The organism is Anditalea andensis (genome assembly GCF_000714815.1).
GTDB classification, from domain to species: domain Bacteria; phylum Bacteroidota; class Bacteroidia; order Cytophagales; family Cyclobacteriaceae; genus Anditalea; species Anditalea andensis.
In genome coordinates this window covers 724,180-748,514 of sequence record NZ_JMIH01000014.1, presented here as the reverse complement: position 1 = coordinate 748,514, position 24,335 = coordinate 724,180, and the positions used below count along the sequence as shown (strand labels likewise).

Genomic DNA, 24,335 nt, shown 5'->3' with positions numbered 1-24,335 from the left:
TGAAGATATCTTTTAAGATCCGGTGAAACTCTTCCCTGCAGTGCAGGAACATAAGCAACTTATTAATAAGTTGTATTTTTTAATACTATGAAGTTGATATGCCAAAACCTAATGCTGAAAGTCAAGTAAAATCTCACAATATTTTATAGCTATAAACTGTACCTTCTTAGGGCTGATTTCATAGTGTATTTGCATAGAAACAGTAATTAATAATATTATTTTTATGGGTTTATTATTGCTCAATAAAATAATGGTGCTACTATTGCATGTAACGGATAAAAAAACTGAATTATATTTTTTATCTTATACTTTAGTCTATTTATTTATCAACTTTAAAATGAATATAAATTACATTTTTTTATATATAATATTTTTTGTTCCAGTTGGATTTTTTATTTGTATAAATAATAAAAATTTATAATAAAAATTTTTATTAAATTGTATATAGTATTTAATATTGCGTCGCAAAAGACGGTGTGATGATCGTTTGTTTTATATATCATAAATATGTTCGCTATGGATGTTTTACCAACTGCTAATAAAAATGTATTTGATTTTGCAATGCTGGGAGGTTTGCAGGATGATGAGGAGTTTGTATTACTATTGAAAAATATCTTTGTTACCACAGTTCCTGATAAGCTTGACCAGCTATCAACGGCCATTCGGATGAAGGATTGGGATACTGTGACATCTGCTGCTCATTATTTAAAATCAAATTTTGGTAACATCCAATCTAAAGACGCCTATAAAGCGGTGAAGCTGATAGAAGAATATGCTATACAAAGAACCAATTTAGATCAATTGGAAGATTTATTCCTAAAAGTCACAGAATCAATCGATCCAGTGATGTCTTGCTTTCATAAGGATATAAACAATGATCAGTAATTTATTAAATGTATATAACAAATTGGTGGTGGTTTTTTTATAGTTAGGCCATTAAATGCTTTTTATGTATGTATTATTGGATTACATTATTTATTAACTATTTATTTTGTATTATTTTATAAAAAATGTCATTTTATAGATATTAAGTCAGCATATTTCAGTTAATTTGAACCATGAAAAAGAAATTATTAATAGTTGATGATGAGCCTTCTATAAGGTTAATATTAGAACACTATTTTAAAAAAGAATATGATGTAACCATTACATCAAATGGACAGGAGGGTATGGATTACCTTGAAAAAGGGTTTGTTATAGATGCCATCATAGCAGATTATGATATGCCAATAATGAACGGTCTAGATTTTATTAAGCAGCTGCGTGCTAGTACCTTATTCAAAAATCTTCCTCTCATTATGCTTTCAGGAAAAGATGAAACCAGTAATAAAATACTATGTCTAAAACATGGAGCGGATGATTATGTAAGCAAGCCATTCAATCCCGAGGAACTGGATCTGCGAATAAAAAATATTCTACGAAGAATAAATAGCTAAACTTTAATGTTTATGAAAATTATCTACCTTACTCCAGATGAAAATGAATTTCTAGATTTTCAGAGAGATTACATTGATGAATTTGATGTTATCCACTTTGATAATGCTGTTCATTTTTTAAATTATTTGTCATCAGGAGAATCATCTTTTGAGGCGATCATTTTCTCTCACAATATGGGGGCAGTAGGATTGAGCCTTATTCAATCCGTAAGAAGGGACATCGGCATTACCTGTCCGATCCTTTATTTTACTGATGGGGTACTTTCACCTAAAATACAGCAAACGATCATCAATTCTGGTGTTTCAGATATATTTATTATCCATTCTGATAAGGAGAAATTGATTACAAGATTAAAATATCTTGTAAACCCTAAAGTTGAACAAACACCGCAGCCTACCCATATCCGTCCATTATATGCCATTCCATTAGGAAAGCGTCTATTTGATATTGTTTTTTCGGGACTTGGGCTTTTGGTCTTATCTCCCTTCTTCTTGTTGATTGCACTTTTGGTCAAAATGGAATCAAAAGGTCCTGCTTTTTATTACTCCTATAGAGTAGGGACAAACTACAAAATTTTTAAATTCTGGAAATTCCGGTCTATGCGACAGGATGCCGAACATTTACTCGCGGGTATGAAAGACCTCAATCAGTATCAAGAGGTCAAAAAAGACACTTATCAATCTGAGAACGTTTTGTGTGACGAATGTAAAGCCTCTGGCCTTACCTGTCTAAATGTCCTATATGATAAAAAGGGAGAGGCAATATGTGAAAAGCAATATCAAATCATCAAAAAATCAGAGAGCTTACCTGCTTTTATCAAAATAGCAAATGATCCCCGGATCACCAGAATTGGTAAGATCCTTAGGAATACCAGTATTGATGAGCTTCCACAGCTATATAATGTATTGAGGGGAGATATGTCCATAGTAGGCAACAGACCGCTTCCTTTATATGAAGCTGAAAAACTTACGATGGATTACTATGCCACCCGGTTTTTAGCACCAGCTGGCATTACCGGTTTATGGCAGGTAGTCAAAAGGGGAAAAGGAGGGGATATGTCCGAAGAAGAACGAAAATCCTTGGATATAGAATATGCAGAAAATTTTTCAATCAAAAAGGATATAGATATAATTCTAAAAACGATACCTGCTCTATTTCAAAAAGAAAATGTCTGATGATCTATAGCGTGATTAAAGTCTTCACCCCGACAGATGCCCCCATAGGCCGGAAAATTTTCGGAAGGCCAATATGCGAGATTCCATCCTCTTTCCTTCCTCACAGGACAAGTTCCGGTTATTGAAAAACAATTATAGACAGATGAAAATCCTGTATTTAATTCCACTTGTTATATTACTCTCTGCTAGAAGTAGTTATGGTCAGACTTCTCAGATACCAGACCTGTCTGCTACGGAAAGATTCTTTCTTCAGCCTGATGTGGCCATAGCCAGACTTACGGAAGCTGCACTAGCTAGAAGCGCTTCAGTAGAAGCCCTTCGTATAGATAGAGATATTATTGGAGAAGACCTTCAAATAGCGCGAAAAGATATTTATAAAAATTTATCGCTTGCAGGGGATTATTTATATGGTAATCTGGGCCTTTTGTCCATTTCTGAGGGGTCTCAGATAGGGATAGGGACCGGGCTGGCATCTAGATACTCTGCAGGCTTCCGTCTGTCCCTTCCTTTGGACATGATCATCAGTCGCCCCAACCGCATTAACCGTGTACAGCTTCAGTTAAAACAGGCTGAATTTATTCAGAAATCAAGAGAAGAAGAAATCAGCCAATTTATCATAAACATGTATCAGGACGTAGTACTTGCCAGGCGCACGCTGAAGGTTCATACCGAAGCCAGAGAGTCGGCACGCATTAACAAACAGTTATCTGAAAAGTCCTTCCGAGAGGGTCAGGTTTCCCTGGCCGATATGAGTGTCGTTACTGAAGCATATACCAGGGCAGCTATAGATTATGAATCCAGCTATACAAATTATGAAACTGCAGTTAGGATTTTAGAAGAAATAGTAGGAATGAATATCATAGAATTAATGAATCCATAGATGGAACTAAAAGAAATCCGCCGTCTGCTGTTATTAAATTGGAAATGGCTCATAACTGTACCTTTTTTATTGGGTACATCTATACTGTTTTTTATGCTCCATGGGCAAAAAAGGATATATGAATCCGATACTACACTATATACGGGTATAGCTTCTGGATATTCGATAACGGGCAATGCCGAACTGGATTATTATGCTACAGGCACTGCTTTTGATAACTTGATCGCCCTAATTGATTCCAGGGAAACCAAAGAAGAGGTAGCTATTCAGCTATTGGCCACTCATTTAACTTTAAATAAAGAAGATGTACGCTATTTGAATGCCAGTTCTTTAGAAAACCTTAGAGAGATTTTACCGGAAGCATTACGAGTCTTCTTACAGGCTCATGATGTCAATACTACCTACAGAAATGTAATGTCGTATTATAAAGCTGATAATAGGAATGAAATCTATAAACTTCTAAATTCAGAGGAGGCATTTTATTCCTTTAATGCCTTATCTAATATACATCCAAGTAGAATAAAAGATAGTGATGTCATAAAAGTGGCATATGAAAGCTCAGATCCTGCTATCTGCAGGCATACGCTTGAGCTGCTGACTGAGGTGTTTATACAAAGAAATAGATTGTTAAGAGAAGGGCAGACCAATTCTGTGGTAGACTACTATGAATCCGAAGCTAAAAGTGCCTATGAGAAATTAGCAGATGCCGAACAACGTTTTTTAGCGTTCAACAATCAAAATCAGATAATTAATTTTGAGGAACAGTCCAAGAATATATCATCCCACCGAGAGTCGCTTTATACAGATTATACAGAAGTAGAGATGCTGTATGTAGCTGCTATTTCTGCCCTATCTGCTATAGAAGAAAAACTGTCCACCAGATCTATGACCACCTTGAGCAGCAACGAACTCTTAGACTTACGAAGTAGAGTCACAGGGCTTACTTCCCAGCTGGTAGACATAGAATTGTTAGGCAAATCGGATGCAAGTAAATCTCCATCTGCCCAATCAATCGACCTAAAAGCAGATTTGGAAAAAACGACCGGTAACATACGTCAAAAGTTAGGTGAATATTATGAGCAGACACATTCTATAGGAGGTATTCCCAGTCAAGGGCTATTAGACGAATGGGTGAAGAACGTGATCTTGGTAGAGGAAGGTGCTGCCAAACTTGAGGTCATGAACAAGCGAAAAAAAGATTTTTTAAACGAATATCAAAGGATGGCACCCTTAGGTGCAGCTTTAAAACAGATAGAAAGAGAAATTGAACTGGCTGAAAAAGAATATCTTTCCATTCTAAACAGCCTAAATTCCAGTAGGTTAAACCAGCAGAACATTGCCCTTACAGCTCCGCTGAAAATCATAGATCCTCCTTATTTGCCGGTCAAACCGAAAAGTTCAAAAATTGTTTTTCTGGTATTGTTGGGATCAATAGCGGGATTTATCTCTGTAGCCAGTGTGATACTGGGGAGGGAATTGATAGATGATACCATTAAAAACCCATCAAGGGCTGCCAAAAAAACAGGTTTAGCGGTGGCTGGTATCGTGCCTAACATTACAAAAAGACATAGCCTGACAGCCACTTCAGTAGAAGATCAGGCCTTGTCGGATCTGGCCAGTCAGCTTATTCTTAAATCTATTGATAGCCCACTTGACGGACCATTTGTTATAGGGTTTATAAGCCCCTTAAAGGGAGAGGGCAAGACCACTGTTATCAATAAGCTAAAGGCGAAATTTGGTTCTTTGAACATTCCAACTGTTTCCTATCATCCAAAAGATGCGTCTATGGCCAAAAGGCTTACATCATTGGATACGTTTTACTATAAACGTAGCCACTTTGCCGGAATGGGACTTAGCCAATCTGAAAAAAATCCCGTAGGAGGCCAGAGCAGTAAGATGGTTTTGGTAGAATTTCCACCGATAACCGATAATATTTTCCCTTTCAATATGATGGCCGGCCTACATCTGATAGTGGTTACAGTGAGGTCTAATAGAGAATGGTTACCTTCTGACAAGAGGGCTGTGGATGCCGTTCTGAAGGTGGCCAATGTACCCGTCGAAATCGTCGTCACGGGTGTTTCCGAGCATTATTGTGAGGATTATTTGGGTTATTCGCACGGTAGATAAGGGAGTATGAGATCCTCGGCATTTGAACCTACATATAGCTTTGCTAAATATTCACTTCCTTTAATCGGGCTCATAATATTGGGCCTGGGCTGGTTGACCGCTCAGGTAGGTATAATTGTACCGGGGGTTTTGATTGCTTTGCCTTTTATAGTGGCTTATGTTACCATAGTTTTTTATAAGCCAAAAGCCGGATTTGTCTCCTATATAATACTTTGCTTTTTTGTTGCTGGATTAAGCAAACATGTTCCTTCAGTACCATTTGGACTGGGATTGGAAGGTATACTTTTGCTGACGTGGCTGGCTGTAATCTTTCATAGGTCTGAAAAATACCAGCGTAGGTTTCTGAAAAATGATTTGTTCATTCTTTCTCTGGTATGGTTTGTCATTACAGTTTTGGAAATACTCAATCCTGCCGGTGCAAGTTTTATGGGGTGGGTGTTTGAGATGAGGTCCACTGCTTTGTATTGGATATTGACCGTGCCGCTGGCTTTTATGCTTTTGAGAGAAATTAGAGATATAAAGCTGTTTATATATGCGATTATAGTATTGTCATGCCTTGGTGCTATCTATGGTGCCAAACAATTATATTTTGGTGTAGACAGTATGGAGCAGTTGTGGCTTGATGCCGGGTCCAGTAAAACGCATGTATTATGGGGCAAACTCCGGGTTTTTTCATTTTATAGTGATGCAGGTCAGTTTGGAGCTTCTCAAGCACATGTGGGGTTAATCTGTTTAATATTGTCTTTGGGTCCTTATTTATGGTGGAAGCGCCTTTTGGTAGGTGCAGCAGGGTTGTTGATTTTATACGGGATGTTAATATCTGGGACTAGAGGATCGATGTTTGTACTGATAGCAGGTGGTTTTGTATATCTGGTTTTGAGTAAACAGGCAAAAATTCTGATACTCGGCTCAGTAATGGCCATCAGTGGCTTGTTTATATTAAAATATACCACATTGGGCGAATCAAATGCCCAAATAGCCAGAATGAGAACATCACTGGATCCAAAAGACCCTTCATTACAGGAAAGGTTTAAAAATCAGAATATTCTGAAAGATTATCTTTCCAGCCGACCCTTTGGAGGAGGGGTCGGGGTGATAGGGACTTGGGGAATGGAGCACAATCCGGATAAGTTTTTAGCAAACATTCCTCCGGATAGTTACTTTGTAAAAGTTTGGGCGATGTATGGTATTGTAGGATTTATCCTTTGGTTTGGTATAATCTTATACATTACGGGAAAGTGCTGTGGCATAGTATGGAACATCAGAAATGAAAAACTGAGGCAAGTGCTTATAGCCCTGGTGGCCGGAATATCAGGAATCATTCTCAGTAGCTATGGCAATGAGGTCATTAATACCATGCCTTCAGCCATGATCGTATACATATCCTGGGCATTGGTTTATCTGGGCCCCCACTTTGATCAGCAACTAGCAAATTCTCCTTCTCATGCATAATCCACTGGTATCTATCATATCCATTAATTACAATCAGGCTCAGCTTACTTGTGATATGGTTTCTTCGTTACAGAAAATTACTTATCCTACTATAGAGATAATAGTGATAGACAATGCTTCTCCAAGCGAAGATCCTCAAATAATATCAGATAAACATCCCCATATCACCCTGATCAGATCTGATAAAAACCTGGGTTTTTCCGGTGGCAATAATCTAGGAATAAAGGCTGCAAGAGGTAAGTATTTACTTTTTTTAAACAATGATACAGAAGTGGATCCAGGTTTTTTGGAGCCATTAGTAGAACATTTTGAAGATAATCCCAAAACGGGAATAGCTTCACCTAAAATTATCTTTTACGGGACTGACCAGCGCATACAATATGCCGGTTGCACAGGCATAAATGTATGGACCGGCAGGGGTAAAATTATAGGATATCTGGAAAAGGATCTGGGACAGCATAATGGATGCTTTAATACAGGACTTATACATGGGGCGGCCATGATGGTTTCCCGAAGTGTAATTGAGAAAGCTGGGTTAATGCCAGAACTCTATTTTTTATATTACGAAGAGCACGACTGGGCCCTTATGATCAAAAGGGCAGGCTTTGAGAGCCATTATATCGGCACTTCTACCATTTATCATAAGGAATCTATGTCAGTAGGTAAATCTTCAGTTTTGAAGACATTTTATATGAACAGAAACAGATTGGTATTCATCAGAAGAAATTATAAGGGGAAGCATTTGTTGGCGAGCAGTCTGTTTTTCTTTGGGTTGGCATTGCCCAAAAATATAATGAAACATATGGTAAAGGGTGATTTTAGTCATGCTAAGGCCATTCTAAAGGGGATTTTGTGGAATGTTAATACTAAGTCGGTGAATCAAAACCATTATTTACCTGTAGGGACAGAAACTGCTGCTCGTTATCCTATAGACAACATGAAAAATGAGCGATATGGATCGATTTAAAAGACTTTTGGCAGACAGGATCACTTTATTAAAGAAAGAAGACCCCACATTAGCAGGTACACCTTTATATACCCTGCTGGCTAAGGATCTGCTGGGTGGTGCATATAAAGTGGCCTATGCTAAATACAAACTTAAAGGTACGGATTTGGGGAAATTGGTTTCTGTAAATGGGAATATGCTATTCGAAAACAAAGGGGAAGTCACTATAGGAGACCATACTAAAATATGGTCCAGAATAGAAAGGACTAAAATATTTGTAGGAAAATCAGGGGTTTTGGAGATTGGCAAAAATACATTTATCAATGGGGCCCATATATCGGCCAGTACGCGTGTCAGTATAGGAGACCATGTGAACATAGCGCCGTATACCATTATCATAGATGATGATTTTCATGATGTCAATGCACATGATGCTCCCGGGACCAAAGCACCTATCACCATAGAAGACAATGTATGGATAGCTACCAGGGCCATAATACTTAAAGGAGTTAGAATCGGGGAAGGGTCCATCGTGGCTTCAGGGGCGGTAGTGACCAAGGATGTAGCTCCATATACATTGGTAGGTGGCGTACCGGCTATTCCCATTAAAAAATTAAAACCATGAATATGATTTTCGGAATTTTAAATGTAATCTTTTATTGTTTAGGGATCTACCTATTGGCGAACGTTCTCTACCTGCTTTATTTTGCTATAGCAGGGTTTTTCAAGATAAAGCTACCGTATGCTCCTACCCAAAATCATAGGAGAATATGTGTCTTAATCCCGGCGTATAAAGAAGATGCAGTAATTATTGAGTCTGCGCTGGATGCTAAACTGCATCAGTACGAAGGGGAATTTGATGTATGTGTCATAGCCGACAAGCTTATGCCGTCCACCATAGAAACCCTCAGTCTTCATAATGTCAAAGTCATAGAGGTAAGATTTGAGAAAAGTACTAAGGGAAAGGCATTATCTACTGCCCTTTCCGCTTTGCCATTAGATGCATATGACCTAGCGGTAGTATTGGATGCGGACAATATAATGGGGCCAGCTTTTTTAGAAAAAGTAAACAGTGCATTCGAAGCTGGATACAAAGTAATCCAGGGACATCGTACTGCTAAAAACCAGGATACTCCCTTTGCACTATTAGATGCTTGCAATGAAGAGATCAATAACCACCTATTTCGCAGAGGTCATCAGAGATCAGGTTTATCTGCTGCTCTGATTGGTTCGGGTATGGCTTTCGATTACCACTACTTAATAAAATTACTGAGCGGAATAGGAGAAACAGTGGGGGAGGACAAAGAAATTGATTTTAGGATCATCAAAGATGGGATAAAGATCGCTTACCTCGAAGACGCATGGGTCTACGATGAGAAAGTAGCTGATTCAGGTGTTTTTTTAAATCAAAGGACTCGCTGGATAGCCGCACAGATAGAGTTTTTGAAAAAATATTTTATAGAAGGATTTGTGCTCCTGTTCAGGAATGGAAATATAGAATTTTTCAACAAAATGATTCAGACGCTATTGCTTCCCAGGATTTTGCTCTTGGGGGTACTAAGTTTGTTTGTGGTCATTTCATTTGCCCTTCCGGTTGGTCCATCCCCCTTATTTTGGCTGGTCACTTTAATTTGCTGTGGGGCCGCACTTTTGCTATCGCTACCAAAGCGGCTGTATAATAAAGATTTAATCAAAGCTGTGGTCCGGTTACCCTTGGCTTTTATTACCATGTGTATAGCTTTATTGAGCATAAACAAAGCTAAAAAATCATTTATCCATACTCCGCATACCTCTAATTCAAAATTACCGATAAACAAATAAGTATGCCTTGGGAATATATTGCTCTACCAGCCATTATAGCCTTCTCAATAGGGATATTGAAAGGATTAAAAGCGGCAAAAAAAAATTAAACAGTACCTGCTCCAATCATAGATGATGCTTAATAATATACGTGCTAAACTTTCCAACAAGCATTTTCTCTCTCTGGCGGGAAATGGAGCTATGGCTATGTTTAGCGTGCTTACTTACATTATCCTTTTTAGGGTGCTTTCTCCTGAGGATATGGGAAACTGGGTGTTTTTTCAGTTTGCTATCATATTTATAGAGACTTTTCGGACAGGATTTCTTCAGAGTGCTTTAATCATATTTTATTCAGGCACCTCCCAAAAAATGGCAAACAATGTGGTAGGCTCTTCCTGGTATATTGGAATAGTCATCACAGGAGTATTCATAGCTCTGAACGTGGTAGGGGTTCTTATATTTGGATATATTGGGACTGAAGATCCCAGTGTGATTTTGCTGTTGAAATGGTTGGGAGTTAGCTTATTAACTACTTTGCCTTTCAATTTAGGCTCTTGGATTCAGCAGGCAAAAGATAGATTTGACCATATCTTGTATATACGGCTTATTAATCAGGGTTCGTTCATACTGTTTATCATCATTTTTTATGTTTGGGGGAATATTGACCTTAATACTATAGTTTACAGTTTTATAGCCAGTTCTGCACTCACGAGTATATTGACCCTGATTTTTGGGTGGAGCAGTTTTAGAAATTTAAAAGACAGGTCTAAGGAATGCATCCAGAAAATATTCGATTATGGGAAGTATAGCGTCGGGACTGTTTTAAGTTCTAATTTATTGAAAACTTCTGATTCCTTTATTATCAAGATAATGTTAGGCCCGGCTGCTCTGGCTATTTTCAATGTTTCTCAGCGCTTGCTGGATATTTTGGAAGTACCACTGAGAAGTTTTGTAGCGACTGCCATGCCTGAACTTTCAGCTGCTCATAATCAGGGAGATAAAAGTAAGGTCAGTACAATCATGCAAAAATATGCGGGGATGTTGACCATGCTCTTAATACCCTTATCCATCGGGTCTTTGATTTTTGCAGACTTTATCGTACTGATTATAGGTGGTGAGCAGTATGCGGGAACTGCGTCTGCCAATATTTTCAGGATATTTATGGTATTTGGAGTCTTTTTTCCAATAGATAGATTTTTAGGGATTACACTGGACATGGTCAATCAACCTAAACTCAACCTGATCAAAGTAATCATCATGCTCACCGTAAATGTAGTAGGGGATTATATTGGAATAGTACTGTTTGATAATTTATATGCAGTCGCAGTAGTTTCGGTTTTTACTTTTTTGGCAGGGGTAATATTTGGGTATAAAGCTTTGAGAAGATATCTGGTTTTTACCCTCCGAGATATAATAACCACCGGTTTCCGGGAATCTGTTTCACTGGTCAAAAACCTTTTGAATAAAAATAAATTACATACCAATTCTTAGATGAAAATAGCACATTTAATCATAGCGCACAACGCACCGCACCAATTAAAAAGATTAGTGCAAAGTTTGCAGCATAAGGATGTAGATATTTTTATTTCTATTGATTTAAAGACTGATATAAGCCCATTTTTGATTTTCGAAGAATTTGATAATGTTTTTTTTATTAAAAAAAGGATCAATGTTTATTGGGGAGATTATAGTCTGGTCCAGTCCACTTTGATAGGATTTGAAGAAATACTATCATCAGGTCGTGACTATGGATTTTTAAATTTTATAAGTGGAAGCGATTACCCGCTTACATCTCCAGATCTTTTTATAGAATTTCTTAAGAAAGAACCGAATACTGCCTTTATGGAATATTACCCTATAGAGGATGAATGGCAAGAGGCCATACCTAGAATCAGGAATTATCATTTGGGATACTTTAGGATAAAGGGAATGTACACAATCCAAAAATTAATGAATGCCGTTTTGCCAAAGAGGGTTATGCCCTATCAGATGATAGCAGTCGGCAGATCCCAATGGTTTACTTTACCTATGGCATGTGTGAGGTATATACTGGATTTCCTTAGACAAAACCCTAAAGTAGAAAGGTATTTTAAAATGGTATGGGGAAGTGATGAAATTATCTTTCAAACAATCCTGTATAATTCACCCTTTAAATCCATTCTGAAAAATGATAACCTTCGATATATAGATTGGACAGCAGGAGGGGTGAGTCCGAAGCAGCTGACCATGGAGGATAGGGATGATTTACAGCAATCCGGGAAATTTTTTGCACGCAAGTTTAATATGGACCTTGATGCAGTCATATTGGATGTCATAGACCGAGATATGCTTATCAAAAAGAAAATATAAACTAACAATAATCCAGAAGTATATTAAATAATATTGAAAGCAACCACTACTAATATGATCATAGGAAGGGATATAGTAATAGTAAGTATGCAATCTTGGGATGTAGAGATAGGCAGTAACTGTAAAAATATAGCGGCAGAGCTGGCTAAGGATAATCGTGTACTATACGTTAATTATCCCCTTGATCGTATCACCGTGCTTAGAGATAGAAAAGACCCTAAGGTGAAAAAAAGGTTATCTATTTTGGCTAAAAAGCAGAAAGACATTGAACACATAGGTCCGAACCTATGGAATCTTTATCCGCGTACTATTTTGGAATCCATCACCTGGCTACCGCCCGGTACGCTGTACCAAAAACTGAATTATCTAAACAACAGCAGGTTCTCCAAAAGGATAAAAGAGGCAGCAGATTATCTAGAATTTAAAGACATCATAATTTTTAATGACAACCTCATAGAAAGAGGACTTTATTTAAAAGAGCTTTTAAAACCAGCCAGTTATATCTACTATTTGCGAGATAACCTGAATTATAACCCTTACCACCGTAAGCACGGTGAAAAAGCAGAAAAGGAACTTATCTCAAAAGTGGATGTGGTAGTGGCCAATTCTGATTTTCTAGCCGATTATGCCAGGAAATACAACGGGCACAGTTACATGGTAGGTCAGGGATGTGAAATCGACTTGTTTAGGGATGAAGATGATTCGATACCTATTGCAGAAGAAATAGCTTCTATCCCCAGCCCGATCATAGGTTATATAGGAGCGCTGACTTCTTTGCGCCTGGATATTGCGCTGATGATCGGAATAGCAGCATCATTGCCTGAGATGAATCTGGTACTGGTGGGGCCAGAGGATGAGGCATTTGAAAAGAGTGCTTTACATGAATTAGAGAACGTTTATTTTCTGAACAAAAGGCCACCTGAGCAACTTCCCAATTTTCTCAAAGGATTTGATGTGGCGCTCAACCCACAGCTGGTAAATGACCTTACTATAGGAAATTACCCCCGGAAAATAGACGAATATTTGGCTATGGGTAAGCCTACTGTATCTACTAAAACACCTTTCATGGATTATTTTAAAGGGGATGTTTACCTGGCAGCCACCCTTTCAGAATATGTCCAAATGATCAAGAAGGCTTTGGCAGAAAACACCCCAGAGCGGATAGCCAGCAGAAAGAATACCGCTTCTCTTCATACCTGGGCAAAAAGCGTGGAAGCAATCGGTGAAAGTTATCTCAAATCGATAAAGAATAAATAATTCAATGAAACAGACAAAAATCCCAAGTATATCTATATGGAATTTATAAAAATTATCTTTTGGCTTTCTTTTTTCCTTATTTTCTATGCGTTTATCGGATATGGCATCGTGGCATATCTATTGGTAAAGATACGCAAGAAATTTTCAGAGACTGCTGTACCTTCCGATAGTGAACTGCCGTCCCTTACCCTTGTCATCCCGGCGTACAATGAAATGGATTGTCTTGCGGCCAAGGTAGAAAATTCATTATCACTGCTTTATCCTTCGGATAAGATCAGGATTCTTTTTGTAGTAGAAGGTTCTACAGATGGATCCACAGAGTATCTGAATACTATACCGGGTATAGATCAAATCAGTGGGCCAACGAGAAGGGGCAAAATAGAAGCCATCAATATGGCTATGACATCTATTACCACTCCTATAGTGGTCTTTTCCGACGCCAATACCCAATTGAATCCTGAAGCATTGAAAATGATTGTAAGGCACTACCAGGACCCTACTGTAGCTGCTGTGGCAGGGGAGAAGCGAGTGCTGATGAATAACGAAGCCAAAGCCACAGGGGCAGGAGAAGGGATATATTGGAAGTATGAATCTTTTTTGAAGAAAATGGATTCTCAGCTCCAGACGATAGTGGGGGCGGCTGGAGAATTGTTTTCCATTCGTACGGCTTTATTCGAACCGGTGGAGGCGGATACTATTTTAGATGATTTTATGATCTCCATGAGGTTTGCAGCCCAGGGTTATAGGGTGATCTATGAACCGGGTGCATATGCTTCTGAAAAGCCGTCTTTTTCTATGGGAGATGAGAAGAAGCGGAAAGTACGGATATCGGAAGGCGGGTTTCAAGCTATGGAAAGGATGAAGCATGTATTGAATCCCTTCCGCTACGGTTTGCTTACATTTCAGTACATATCTCACCGTGTATTGAGATGGGCGGTGACGCCTTTTTGTCTGCCTTTATTTTTCATAGCCAATTTCTTTTTATTGGGACAGCATTGGGTTTATGAGTTCCTCATGGCCGCCCAGTTTGGGTTTTATATGTTAGCTTTTGTGGGGGCTATACTATCAGATAGTAACTTGAAAATCAAAGTGTTTTTTGTTCCTTATTATTTTTGTTTCATGCATTATGCGGTTTTTTTAGGATTTATAAAATACCTCAAAGGAAATCCCTCCGGTATATGGGAAAAGGCCAGGAGGGCTTAATAAGAAAAAGAGGTTGTTGATATTTAACAGCCTCTTTTCCTTAAAGTTGAATGATATAGATGGGTGCATTTATCAGATAAATACTATTCGTTTACGATAGCTATCATTCCTGAACCGATATTACCCATAATTGTATTTTGGCTATAGTTGTTGATTTCAAGATGTTTAGCTTTAGACACATCTCCTACTCTTAAACTCCCGCTGCCGGCATTTAGATTATAATTATATAAGTTTAAGGCGGTTGGAGTTTTTATCCTTATAGATCCCGAGCTTCCGTTTAATCTGGTATTTGCTCCTATGCCTGCGTTTTCCGCTTTGATACTTCCTGAGCTTAAGGAGAGGTTTCCTAGTTCTGCTACATTTTCCAGACTTACAGACCCTGAGGACAGGCTTAAATCTACTTTTCCACGAATATCTTTTGCGGTAAGCCTGCCGCTGCTAGAGCTGAAATCTACAGGCCCATCTATATTATTTAAATCTACTGATCCTGAACTGATTTTACATTTTACAGCACCTGTGATATTGTGGGCTTTGATTCTACCTGATGATCCAGTAAGCGATACTTCACTCTTGATATTTGATAGGTTAAGATTTCCAGAAGATACTTTGAGGGAAGTCCGCTCTGAATGAATATTATTTAAAGATACCGTTCCCGAAGAGCTGGATAGCGTTATCTTCATATTTTCAGGCCCGGTCATATTGATATGCCCCTTTGTTTTTTGGTTTGAGTTATTGAAGTTCTGGGAGTTTGACTTGTATTTTATCTTCAGTGTATTTCCAATAGTGACAAAAACTATATCTTGTCCCTGGTCGTTATTGGATTCAAGAAATGCTTCAAGATCAATGGTGGCAGTGTTAGCTTTCCCTACGTAATTTACAGCAAGCATGCTATTTTCTATTTCTATGTGGGAAATACCGGAATATTCTTTTTTCATATCCACCAGTGTCTTTAACTGTGCGGATGACATGAGGGGCAAACAGATCAAAATGCTTAATGCCCATATAATTTTCTTGTTCATATTGACTTTGTTTATATGTTATAAAATAATACCGAAACTGAAGGCATTGACTTCCGGTCCCCTGCCATTTTCAAAAACATGGTTGAGATCATAATTGAAAAAGAAGTCAAACCAGCTGGCCCCTATTTCTCCTCTTAGTCCATACCGGAAGTTTTCCAAGTACATGTTACTGGTGTCAAAATCTTTGTTTCTTCCTCCATCTCTATACACAAATTTGCTTCTTCCTCCCAACCTGTATCCTGCATATGGTCCCGCACCGATCCGGAAACCATTATGTCCAGTGCTGATTTTCGGGATAATGGCCAGCGTAAGATAGGATGCCGCTACTTTTGATTTGATGCCATTATCTCTTTGGAGGAAGTCTACTCCCTGATCTCCTCTTACTGCCTGGATACTATTATCAGAAAATTTGAAGTTATGGAAGTGAAATCCTGCCAGTGATTTGATATAAAAATGGTTGGTGACTTTGCTCTGCCTCACAAAATTCAGCCCCACCATCCAGCTGCCCCATGCTCTTACATCTGGAGCGGCAGCATCTCCCTGCCAGATTCCCTTACCAAGATCCACATTAAAATATGATCTGGAGATCAGATTTTTTCCCTCTCTATAGATGGCTTCACTACTATGTTCGAATGAAAAGTCTATGTCTGTATTACTATTGTTATTGTTTTCTTTTTCATAGGATTTTGTGTTGATGTGAATTTTGCTTCTAAACATCCTCACATGCAAATCAGATTCATGTATCACGGAATCGGATGTGTCTGACTTGGCCCAAACATTGGTCATTATACCACATGATAGTAAAAGTACTATTAAAATTTTCGAGTTCATGTTGCTGTTATTTAAAGGCAGGTTATGCCTGTCTTATAGATTTAAAATACTAATCCAAAAGTAATAGGGGTAACACTTGGTCCCTGGCCAGACTGAAATAGTTCATTAAAGTCATATGTAGAGTAGAATGTAATGCTTCTAAAGCCTACTTCTCCTCTCAGGCCATACCTAAGGTTATTTAGGTAAGGTCCTGCACTTTCTTTTTCTTTACTTCTGCCTACGGAGTTGGGCTCACGGTATACGAATTTACTTCTGCCACCCAATCTATAGCCCGCATATGGACCTACTCCTATTCTCAGCCCATTCCTACCTGCATCATTCATTTTACCAAAATCTAATTTGAACATGGTCAGTGCCGTAAGGTAGGAGGCGGATATTTTACTTTTTATCCCGTTCACATCATCTCTGAGTATCCAATCTACACCTTCTTCTGTGTTCAGTGCCTGATAGTTGGTATTCTCAAATTTAAAGTTGTACCACTGTACCCCTAGGCCAAAATCCCAATAGGCACCTTTGGATACTCTTTGGCTGGCCATCCAGTTCAATCCCACATTCCAGCTGCCCCAGCCTCTGACCGCATGTGGTTCGCTCCCGGATGGAAAGCTACCGTCTTCTAAGTAATTATTTACCCCTATGTCAAAATTGAAATAGGTTCTGAATGAGGGTTCTACTCTCTTTTTTGGTTTGGAATCCACTTTTACTCTCGTACGGTCTCCTGATTCATCCACTAATACCCGGATTCTGCCGACAGTAACCTCGGTTTCTGGTCCATCTTCCCGTACCGTCACTAGATCACGTCCCCTTACTTCTACCACATGTAGTTTACCGGTAGACTCATCAAGTTCCAGATTCAGGTCTCTGATAATTTGGTTTACATCCAGGGATTTTAATCTTTCAAAATCTTCTTTATTGTCTATGGAAAGCAGGATTTTACCTGTTCTTCCAAACTCAACTATGATGCTGTCCCGCTGTACTTTGCGATCTGTCTGGCCTTCAGTCTGACCAAAAGCCAGTTGTACGATGGCCATAAAAATTACGGCTAAAAGATATTTTTTCATCTTGTTAAATTTTGTTTTTTAAAGGTCTTAACTTGTCCTGTACCGAGGTTTGGGAATGAATTTCTTTAGTTAATCAATCACCTATCTGGAGGCACTTTTTCTATGATCTATTAATGAACATATTAGTTACTGTTTCTTTCTCTTCTTGAAGTAATGGAGGCGAAAAGGTTGTTTTTTGCATCCTGCAGGTCTGCTAGTCCCTGGTCCACCTTATTGATAAGGCTTCCCACCTTTTCTATTTTTTCCCCCAGATCATCTATCAGATTTTCCTTTTGGGGCTTTTCTACTATGCCACTGGATATGATCTTTACCCTCACTTCGGGACGGTGCTCTGCTAGATACACCTCTCCGCTCGAAGGAAGCGATACCTCTGGCTGTACTCTTTCTATCGTTTCAATAGGAGTAATAGCAGATTTTTCTTTGATCACCGGCGCTTCATTTTCTGCTACCAAATTCGGTTTAGAGGTTTCAGTCTCTTTGACAGGTGCTGTAGCTGAAGGTTTCCTAGGAGCGGGGGCCGAAGCTTTTGGCTCTTCTGATATTTTCGGAGTCTCTTCTTCTATAGCCTTTTCAGAGGGGACATCGGCTGGGATGTCTTCTACCTGCGCCAAGGGGAGCTCTACCTTGGATTTGGTGAAATCTATGCTTAGCCATATAAGGCTTCCCATTGTGAGCAGGAGCATCACTGAGGCCGCCACTTTCATCCATGGATAGGCAGGTTTTTTATTTTGATCTAACTTCTTTTCCAGTCTTTCCCAAGCCAGTCCCGATGGTTTGATTTCATGGTTTTCCAGTTGGTCCCTGAATTGTTTGTCGATATTCTTATTTGAATTAGCCATTGATTCTCCTTTCATTTAAATTTTGATCGGCTATTTTTTGTTTTAGTATAGCCCTTGCCCTGCTGAGCTGGGATTTGGAGGTGTTTTCGGAGATGCCCAGCAGTTCTCCGATTTCCAGATGGTTAAATCCTTCTATGGCATAGAGATTAAAAACCGTCCGGTATCCTACTGATAGCTCCTGGATCATGTTCATCAGGTCGGCCGTTTCCATATCGGTAAATTCATAGCCCGATCGGTCAAATGCACTTTCGCTGTCAGCGTTCACCTCCATGATCAGACTTTTATTGTCCCGGAGTGCGAGCAGGGCTTTGGTGACGATGATCCTTTTCATCCATCCTTCAAAGCTCCCTTTGCCTTCAAATTGCGCCAGTTTTTCAAAGATCTTCATGAACCCCTCGATCATGATATCCTCTGCCAGATCGCGGTCCTTCACATACCGGATGGCGATGGCGAGAAACTTGCCGGCATAGGCATCATAGAGTGCCTGCTGAGCCTTCCGCTCACCTTTAAGGCAACCTTTGATGATGTCTGCTTCTTCGGTAAAAGTCTTTCGGATAAACATTACTATTGGTTTTCAAATAGGTAGATACAAAGAAAGGAAAAAGGGTTGCAAGGATATTGAAAAAAAATTAATAAATTTTAACAGGAAGGGTAGGGCACTGTGAAAAGGGAGGAACTCATCTGTTTTTTTTAATTCATTATTTGATAATCAGTGTTCTCCCTTTTGGCCATAGGGATCTAAATCATTGTACTGAAGGCAGAAGAGGAAGGTAGACAAAATTGGTATAGAAGAAGCTGTTTAATGTTTTGTGATTTATTGATTTTTAAATATTTATAATTGTTTTTCAAATGGCGGAACTTGTCCCGTACCGGAGGTCGGGATAGCCTGTCTCGAATTTATTCGGGACAATCTCACATGGTTATCATCATTCCGGTTTGTGAGGTTTTCCTCATGCCCGATTTCATATATAAAAAACGATAAAATGAAGAAGTTGAAAAATCGAATTACATACATGAAAGATTCTTCCAGATCTATTTTTTGGATTTGTAGGTCAAACGTACAATGCAATGGGGAGGGATAAGCCCTCCATTGACACCTTCCAAAAATTGATAAAACATTTCATGTAATATAAGGTAATCGGCATAGGAATATTTAACGCCATAGGAAAAGCATAGTTCTTTTGCCATGCATTCGTCTTCGTTCGTTTACATGATAAATTTTAACTATTGATGTTACAGTGAACTTTCAGCAAAATATATAAGATTTTCACTTTGGTAGATAGCATATAAGATATTAAAGCCATTCAAGTAATAAAAAAGTATCATTTACTTTTTTTATCTTAATTTACTTTTCTAAGTAGAAGGAGTATTTTATTAATTGTTTTATTATCATGGTACATTCCAAATATTATTTGCTGATCATCTTAATGATGATATATTCCGATCTATTTGCGCAAGACCAGGATATCCTCGGAAAACTGCAGGAAATAGCCATAGTAGACCAGAAGGTCATGATGCCAATGAGGGATGGTATAAGACTCGCCACTGATATCTATCGACCCAAAGGGGATCGGCCGGTACCCATTATTTTTTCAAGGACACCATATAACTTTAATCCTTACCGTGACGGGGAACTAAACACCAGGATGCTTCAAAGTGCCTATGATGCTGTGCAGAAAGGCTATGCCTATGTGGTGCAGAATGAAAGAGGCCGGTTCTTTTCTGAAGGGGAGTGGGATATTCTCGGCACGCCGCTGACTGATGGCTATGATGCCCTTACCTGGATGGCAGAGCAGGAATGGAGTAATGGAAAAGTGGGCACGCTGGGCTGTTCCTCCACGGCTGAGTGGCAGATGGCGGTGGCTGCCATGAATCATCCTGCACATGCTGCCATGGTTCCTCAGGGTTATGGAGCAGGCGTAGGGCGCATCGGTGATTATTATGAGCAGGGCAATTGGTACCGTGGAGGTGCCGGGCAGATGCTTTTTACTACCTGGCTCTATGGTACCCAGCATGATCCCATGGCACCCAAGCTAGCGGAAGGCATCGGACAGCAGGACCTTCAGCGCATACAGCGTTTCTATGACATGGCTCCCCGCTATCCCAAAGTAGACTGGAAAGAAGGACTGGCCCACCTGCCGGTGATGGATATCATCAAAAATGTAAACGGCCCCCAAGGGATCTATGAAGAAATGATTACCAGGAAACCCAATGATCCAAAGTGGTATAAGGGCGGGCTGTATCACGATGATATGGATTTTGGTGTTCCCAGTTTTTGGTTTGTTTCCTGGTATGATGTAGCCAGCAGTCCCAATCTGGCTCTTTATAATCATATAAAATCAAATGCCTCGGATGAATCGATAAGAAACAACCAGTTTCTATTGATAGCGCCCACTTTGCACTGTGCCTATACACGTGCTACTGAAAACACCATAGTAGGAGAAAGAAGCATGGGTGATGCAAGGCTTGCCTATGATGATATGATATTTGCCTGGTTTGATTATTGGCTCAAAGGAGAAAATAACAATGTCACTGCCGAAATGCCCAAGGTTAGATATTATACTATGGGAGCTAACCAATGGCAGACTGCTGATGCCTGGCCTCCAAAAGAAGCAAGAATGACTACGTATTATCTGAACAGTAACGGCAATGCCAATACCAGAAAAGGGGATGGAAAGTTAAGCACCAAAAAAGCCGGCAAAGACAATCCAGACACTTTCCGATATGACCCTATGAATCCTGTTGGCTCTTACGGCGGTAATGTCTGCTGTACAGGCAATGCGATTAATGGCGGTGCATTTGACCAACAGGAAATGGAGCTACGGGAAGATATTCTGGTTTATACCTCAGAGCCATTTCAAGAAGGCACAGAGATCAGTGGGTTTATTAATTCTCGACTTTATTTATCCTCCGATGTAAAAGATACCGATCTGACCATCAAGATTATCGATGTCTACCCTGATGGCAGGGCCTATAATCTGGATGAAACCATACAGCGGGTAAGGTACCGGGAGGGTTATGAAAAAGAAGTGTTTATGGAAGCAGGCAAAGTTTATGAAGTAAACTTGACACCAATGTCCACCAGTAATTATTTTGATAAAGGTCACAGTGTAAGGATAGAAATATCCAGTTCTAATTTCCCTCGTTTTGACAGAAATATGAATACCGGAGGGAACAATTATGATGAAACTGAAGGTGTAATAGCAACCAATAAAATCCACCACTCCAATCAATACCCTAGTCATTTAACATTACCGGTCATCCAAAAGAAGTAAATCGACTAATATATTAAACTAAATCATGGTTTATGGATATGATGGAGTACATTTGTGTAGGATAATCCCAAAATAATATGTTAAGGTTAACTCTTTTTATAATGGTGACAGTGCTGTCACTGAGTGGGTGTAAAACAGTACAGTTGGAACAGGATCAGGGGATCATCGGGCAGTTATATTGGCTGGAAGGAAACCACATGCCCCAGGTAATAGAAGATGACAATCCAGCCGGGAGGTCTTCTGAACGCAATATTCAACGCACATTACTCATTTATGAACTAACCCGGCTAAACCAGCTGGAACAAACTAACGGTTTGTTTTCTGAACCACCTACACCATTGGTAGCCCGGGTGACCTCCGATAAAAGTGGGCAGTTTAAGGTCGGACTTCCTCCTGGAAACTATTCGGTTTTTACCCTAGAAAAAGAAGGTCTGTTTGCCAATATCTTTGATGGGGAAATGAATGTAAACCCCGTAGCAATAACTTCAGAAGAATGGGTGATCATAAATATAAAAATTGATTATAAGGCATTTTATTAAGAATGATAGAAATCTGGTTCTAGATTTTCCGTTATGAGGAAGATAATGTGAGGAGCCTATCCGATTTTTATTGATATCAATTATGAAAGCCTTCTGGAATTTCCAGAAGGCTTTGTAAATTTATCTTATGGTCAGATTTTGAAACAATTCTCTACTTTCAATGTCTGCTTCCGTGTTTTTATGATCGCTGGTACAGGTAAGACACAACAATCCGTTTTCATTAAAAACCCAGATGTTTCTTGAATTGACATCTTTAAGTTTATATCCGTTTCTATACAGGGTATGTTGTAGTACAGACAGAACTGATTTTTCTATGATGAAAGGCCTATTGTAGGGAATCAGCAACTCTTGATCTAAGCTTTGCGCCCTGAATTTTCCCCATGAAGTCAGCTGTATGTTTTTATCTATAAGAAGGATGCTGTCCTGAATTTCATAAGCATATTCTATTTCACGTAGGTTAGCTCTGGCATCTTCCTGACTTTTTCCTCTGGAAGTGAATTTCTGGATTAACTTCACTTTATCTTCATTATGACCTGATAGTTTTAAACTTATGGTATTGTTAAAAATGACTTCATCATCTCCAAATTTTTTAGCTGATATATTTATTTCTTGTTGGGTGTCCCTTGCCCTTATCACCATGGTGCCTTCACCCATTGCCAGTTCTGTGGTTTCATTGATTTCTGCCTCAGAAGAGAATTGGCTGATGGTATGGGGCAGTGAAAAGCCTACTATGGCTATACTGATAAGCCAGATGACCAAAGCGAACAACCCTATCCTGCCATTTATCAGATTCCTCCGCACCCAGATGCTTACCCCCATGATCGTGATTATCAAGGCAGGAATAACTATGGTCATGACTACTGCTACTGCCAGCCAAAAAGGCACCGTTTCAGTTATAAAATCCATAGGAATATCGCCGGAATGAAGACCAAAGGTTTCCCCATGGATGATATGAAAATACGTACCTAGGAAGATCATGCAGGTGAATATGAGCGAAATCCCAATGAGAAAGATAAGTGCGCCAAACAGAACCCTGAATATGGTCAGGAGAAACTTCCCAAAAGGACCTAATGCTTTACCTATTTCATCAATAGCATTGCCCATCACCCTAAATGGAGCAAGGACCATTTTCCTTCCTTTGGATTCTTCTTTTGCATATGGAGGGTGCTGATTCTCTAAAATTGTATTTTCTATGTTACTCAAAGTAATAGCCCCACCCTTCATTTCTATCCTTTCCGTAATGGATTTAGCTACTGGGGTAATTATCCAAAGAATAAGATAAATCACCAATCCAGATCCTCCCGCAAATAACAAGGCAAGGAATAATATCCGTACCCAGATGATTTCAATGTTAAAGTATGCCGCCAATCCGCTTCCTACACCCCCTATTACCCGGTCATCCGGATTGCGGTATAGCTTTTTTATATTTTTGTCTTCTATATCTTCATAGCTTACCGGTAATATCGCCCATAACACTACATAGGCTAGTACTGCCCATCCAGCGAGAGAGATTTTAAACAACCAGTCACCCGGAAACCAGTCCAGGCCCGGGAAATTAATCCGGCCACTAAATAGCAATAGGATGGCTATCAAACGGGTCCACAAGGGGTCTATAGCAAGATAGTGAGCGATTCCGGCACAAACACCACCTAAAATTTTGCGGTTTTCTAGTCTGCTTAATCGTTTGTATCCTTTTCCAGCTTCGGTCATGGGGGGAGTTATGTTTTTATAAAAATCATACTCGCTATCGACTTTTTCATCTTTGTTATCCGTGTCATTCAAAGTTTCTTCGGAAGCTTGAAAATCTGCTATAGTGCCCATTTTTTCAATCAGCATTTCCACGTTTTCACTGGTAATGACCTGTTTGTTGTTCTTTAGCGTACTTAGGAATATTTCAGCTATGCGGTTCTCTATATCATTGATGATTTCCTGGTTCCCTTCATAATTTGAAAAATGGGTATTGATCGCTTCTAGATATTTCTTGAGTGCTGTATACCCATCTTCTTCTATATGAAAAAGGATTCCGCTAATATTTATACTTATAGTCTTTTTCATGTGTTTATAATTAGTTTTTCAAAGTTCACACGGAATCTTGCATATTTGTCCATAATAGTTATCGGGGCTTTTGGGCAGAACACCATGGGACGT

At 39.2% G+C, this 24,335-nt stretch carries 21 protein-coding genes; 15 read left to right on the top strand and 6 right to left on the bottom strand.

Annotation, left to right across the window (positions count from 1 at the left end):
- Positions 1-516 precede the first annotated feature (516 nt).
- The 13 genes from EL17_RS06880 (at position 517) to EL17_RS06820 (ending at position 14,626) form a co-directional block, all read left to right on the top strand.
- Positions 517-885, top strand: coding sequence for an Hpt domain-containing protein (locus EL17_RS06880; RefSeq protein ID WP_035071766.1), 369 nt, complete (start codon positions 517-519; stop codon positions 883-885).
- A 173-nt stretch (positions 886-1,058) separates the two neighbouring features.
- On the top strand, positions 1,059-1,436 hold the full coding sequence (locus tag EL17_RS06875; RefSeq protein ID WP_035071764.1) for a response regulator transcription factor: 378 nt from the start codon (positions 1,059-1,061) through the stop codon (positions 1,434-1,436).
- A gap of 12 nt (positions 1,437-1,448) precedes the next feature.
- On the top strand, positions 1,449-2,612 hold the full coding sequence (locus EL17_RS06870) for a sugar transferase (protein ID WP_035071761.1): 1,164 nt from the start codon (positions 1,449-1,451) through the stop codon (positions 2,610-2,612).
- 142 nt (positions 2,613-2,754) lie between these two features.
- Complete coding sequence (locus tag EL17_RS06865) at positions 2,755-3,492, top strand: TolC family protein (RefSeq protein WP_205623540.1); 738 nt, start codon at positions 2,755-2,757, stop codon at positions 3,490-3,492.
- Complete coding sequence (locus EL17_RS06860; protein ID WP_035071754.1) at positions 3,493-5,619, top strand: GumC family protein; 2,127 nt, start codon at positions 3,493-3,495, stop codon at positions 5,617-5,619. It abuts the gene before it with no gap.
- 6 nt (positions 5,620-5,625) lie between these two features.
- On the top strand, positions 5,626-7,071 hold the full coding sequence (locus EL17_RS06855) for an O-antigen ligase family protein (protein WP_051719839.1): 1,446 nt from the start codon (positions 5,626-5,628) through the stop codon (positions 7,069-7,071).
- Positions 7,064-8,038 carry a glycosyltransferase family 2 protein gene (locus tag EL17_RS06850; RefSeq protein WP_084166126.1) on the top strand — a complete coding sequence of 325 codons (975 nt, stop codon included), beginning with the start codon at positions 7,064-7,066 and terminating at the stop codon, positions 8,036-8,038. Before EL17_RS06855 ends, EL17_RS06850 begins: the two co-directional genes overlap by 8 nt.
- Entirely contained in the window at positions 8,025-8,642 is a 618-nt protein-coding gene (locus EL17_RS06845) for an acyltransferase (RefSeq protein ID WP_035071751.1), read from the top strand. The genes EL17_RS06850 and EL17_RS06845 overlap by 14 nt, the downstream gene beginning before the upstream one ends.
- A complete protein-coding gene (locus EL17_RS06840; RefSeq protein WP_051719838.1) occupies positions 8,639-9,838 on the top strand; it encodes a glycosyltransferase in 1,200 nt (399 codons plus the stop codon). The genes EL17_RS06845 and EL17_RS06840 overlap by 4 nt, the downstream gene beginning before the upstream one ends.
- 111 nt (positions 9,839-9,949) lie before the next feature.
- A complete protein-coding gene (locus EL17_RS06835; protein ID WP_051719837.1) occupies positions 9,950-11,308 on the top strand; it encodes a lipopolysaccharide biosynthesis protein in 1,359 nt (452 codons plus the stop codon).
- On the top strand, positions 11,309-12,166 hold the full coding sequence (locus tag EL17_RS06830; protein ID WP_035071747.1) for a beta-1,6-N-acetylglucosaminyltransferase: 858 nt from the start codon (positions 11,309-11,311) through the stop codon (positions 12,164-12,166). It abuts the gene before it with no gap.
- A 33-nt stretch (positions 12,167-12,199) separates the two neighbouring features.
- The gene (locus tag EL17_RS06825; RefSeq protein WP_240485943.1) at positions 12,200-13,423 is read left to right on the top strand and encodes a glycosyltransferase; all 1,224 of its coding nucleotides are present in this window, start codon (positions 12,200-12,202) and stop codon (positions 13,421-13,423) included.
- Between the two features lie 36 nt (positions 13,424-13,459).
- Positions 13,460-14,626 carry a glycosyltransferase family 2 protein gene (locus EL17_RS06820; protein ID WP_035071739.1) on the top strand — a complete coding sequence of 389 codons (1,167 nt, stop codon included), beginning with the start codon at positions 13,460-13,462 and terminating at the stop codon, positions 14,624-14,626.
- An 83-nt stretch (positions 14,627-14,709) separates the two neighbouring features.
- Here EL17_RS06820 and EL17_RS06815 read toward each other — a convergent pair whose 3' ends face one another.
- The 5 genes from EL17_RS06815 to EL17_RS06795 all read right to left on the bottom strand — a co-directional run bounded on the left by EL17_RS06815 (position 14,710) and on the right by EL17_RS06795 (position 18,935).
- Positions 14,710-15,645 carry a DUF4097 family beta strand repeat-containing protein gene (locus tag EL17_RS06815; protein ID WP_035071736.1) on the bottom strand — a complete coding sequence of 312 codons (936 nt, stop codon included), beginning with the start codon at positions 15,643-15,645 and terminating at the stop codon, positions 14,710-14,712.
- Positions 15,646-15,663: 18 nt separating this feature from the next.
- Positions 15,664-16,476, bottom strand: a complete 813-nt coding sequence (locus EL17_RS06810) for an outer membrane beta-barrel protein (RefSeq protein ID WP_164674971.1) — start codon at positions 16,474-16,476, stop codon at positions 15,664-15,666.
- A 41-nt stretch (positions 16,477-16,517) separates the two neighbouring features.
- Positions 16,518-17,534 (bottom strand): hypothetical protein, encoded by a 1,017-nt coding sequence (locus tag EL17_RS06805; RefSeq protein WP_035071732.1) that lies wholly within the window; start codon positions 17,532-17,534, stop codon positions 16,518-16,520.
- A 122-nt stretch (positions 17,535-17,656) separates the two neighbouring features.
- Entirely contained in the window at positions 17,657-18,388 is a 732-nt protein-coding gene (locus EL17_RS06800) for a hypothetical protein (RefSeq protein WP_035071730.1), read from the bottom strand.
- Entirely contained in the window at positions 18,366-18,935 is a 570-nt protein-coding gene (locus EL17_RS06795; protein ID WP_035071728.1) for an RNA polymerase sigma factor, read from the bottom strand. Before EL17_RS06795 ends, EL17_RS06800 begins: the two co-directional genes overlap by 23 nt.
- 829 nt (positions 18,936-19,764) lie before the next feature.
- Here EL17_RS06795 and EL17_RS06790 point away from each other — a divergent pair.
- Together EL17_RS06790 and EL17_RS06785 are read left to right on the top strand one after the other, a co-directional pair.
- Complete coding sequence (locus EL17_RS06790; protein ID WP_035071726.1) at positions 19,765-21,648, top strand: CocE/NonD family hydrolase; 1,884 nt, start codon at positions 19,765-19,767, stop codon at positions 21,646-21,648.
- Positions 21,649-21,725: 77 nt separating this feature from the next.
- Positions 21,726-22,187, top strand: a complete 462-nt coding sequence (locus EL17_RS06785) for a carboxypeptidase-like regulatory domain-containing protein (RefSeq protein WP_051719835.1) — start codon at positions 21,726-21,728, stop codon at positions 22,185-22,187.
- 120 nt (positions 22,188-22,307) lie between these two features.
- Here EL17_RS06785 and EL17_RS06780 read toward each other — a convergent pair whose 3' ends face one another.
- Positions 22,308-24,242 carry a PspC domain-containing protein gene (locus tag EL17_RS06780; protein WP_035071722.1) on the bottom strand — a complete coding sequence of 645 codons (1,935 nt, stop codon included), beginning with the start codon at positions 24,240-24,242 and terminating at the stop codon, positions 22,308-22,310.
- Between the last annotated feature and the right edge of the window lie 93 nt (positions 24,243-24,335).

Bases quoted from the DNA above. Each gene is read 5' to 3' on its own strand.
- EL17_RS06880 (WP_035071766.1), top strand. From the start codon at position 517: ATGGATGTTTTACCAACTGCTAATAAAAATGTATTTGATTTTGCAATG.
- EL17_RS06875 (WP_035071764.1), top strand. From the start codon at position 1,059: ATGAAAAAGAAATTATTAATAGTTGATGATGAGCCTTCTATAAGGTTA.
- EL17_RS06870 (WP_035071761.1), top strand. From the start codon at position 1,449: ATGAAAATTATCTACCTTACTCCAGATGAAAATGAATTTCTAGATTTT.
- EL17_RS06865 (WP_205623540.1), top strand. From the start codon at position 2,755: ATGAAAATCCTGTATTTAATTCCACTTGTTATATTACTCTCTGCTAGA.
- EL17_RS06860 (WP_035071754.1), top strand. From the start codon at position 3,493: ATGGAACTAAAAGAAATCCGCCGTCTGCTGTTATTAAATTGGAAATGG.
- EL17_RS06855 (WP_051719839.1), top strand. From the start codon at position 5,626: ATGAGATCCTCGGCATTTGAACCTACATATAGCTTTGCTAAATATTCA.
- EL17_RS06850 (WP_084166126.1), top strand. From the start codon at position 7,064: ATGCATAATCCACTGGTATCTATCATATCCATTAATTACAATCAGGCT.
- EL17_RS06845 (WP_035071751.1), top strand. From the start codon at position 8,025: ATGGATCGATTTAAAAGACTTTTGGCAGACAGGATCACTTTATTAAAG.
- EL17_RS06840 (WP_051719838.1), top strand. From the start codon at position 8,639: ATGAATATGATTTTCGGAATTTTAAATGTAATCTTTTATTGTTTAGGG.
- EL17_RS06835 (WP_051719837.1), top strand. From the start codon at position 9,950: ATGATGCTTAATAATATACGTGCTAAACTTTCCAACAAGCATTTTCTC.
- EL17_RS06830 (WP_035071747.1), top strand. From the start codon at position 11,309: ATGAAAATAGCACATTTAATCATAGCGCACAACGCACCGCACCAATTA.
- EL17_RS06820 (WP_035071739.1), top strand. From the start codon at position 13,460: ATGGAATTTATAAAAATTATCTTTTGGCTTTCTTTTTTCCTTATTTTC.
- EL17_RS06815 (WP_035071736.1), bottom strand. From the start codon at position 15,645: ATGAACAAGAAAATTATATGGGCATTAAGCATTTTGATCTGTTTGCCC.
- EL17_RS06810 (WP_164674971.1), bottom strand. From the start codon at position 16,476: ATGAACTCGAAAATTTTAATAGTACTTTTACTATCATGTGGTATAATG.
- EL17_RS06805 (WP_035071732.1), bottom strand. From the start codon at position 17,534: ATGAAAAAATATCTTTTAGCCGTAATTTTTATGGCCATCGTACAACTG.
- EL17_RS06800 (WP_035071730.1), bottom strand. From the start codon at position 18,388: ATGAAAGGAGAATCAATGGCTAATTCAAATAAGAATATCGACAAACAA.
- EL17_RS06795 (WP_035071728.1), bottom strand. From the start codon at position 18,935: ATGTTTATCCGAAAGACTTTTACCGAAGAAGCAGACATCATCAAAGGT.
- EL17_RS06790 (WP_035071726.1), top strand. From the start codon at position 19,765: ATGGTACATTCCAAATATTATTTGCTGATCATCTTAATGATGATATAT.
- EL17_RS06785 (WP_051719835.1), top strand. From the start codon at position 21,726: ATGTTAAGGTTAACTCTTTTTATAATGGTGACAGTGCTGTCACTGAGT.
- EL17_RS06780 (WP_035071722.1), bottom strand. From the start codon at position 24,242: ATGAAAAAGACTATAAGTATAAATATTAGCGGAATCCTTTTTCATATA.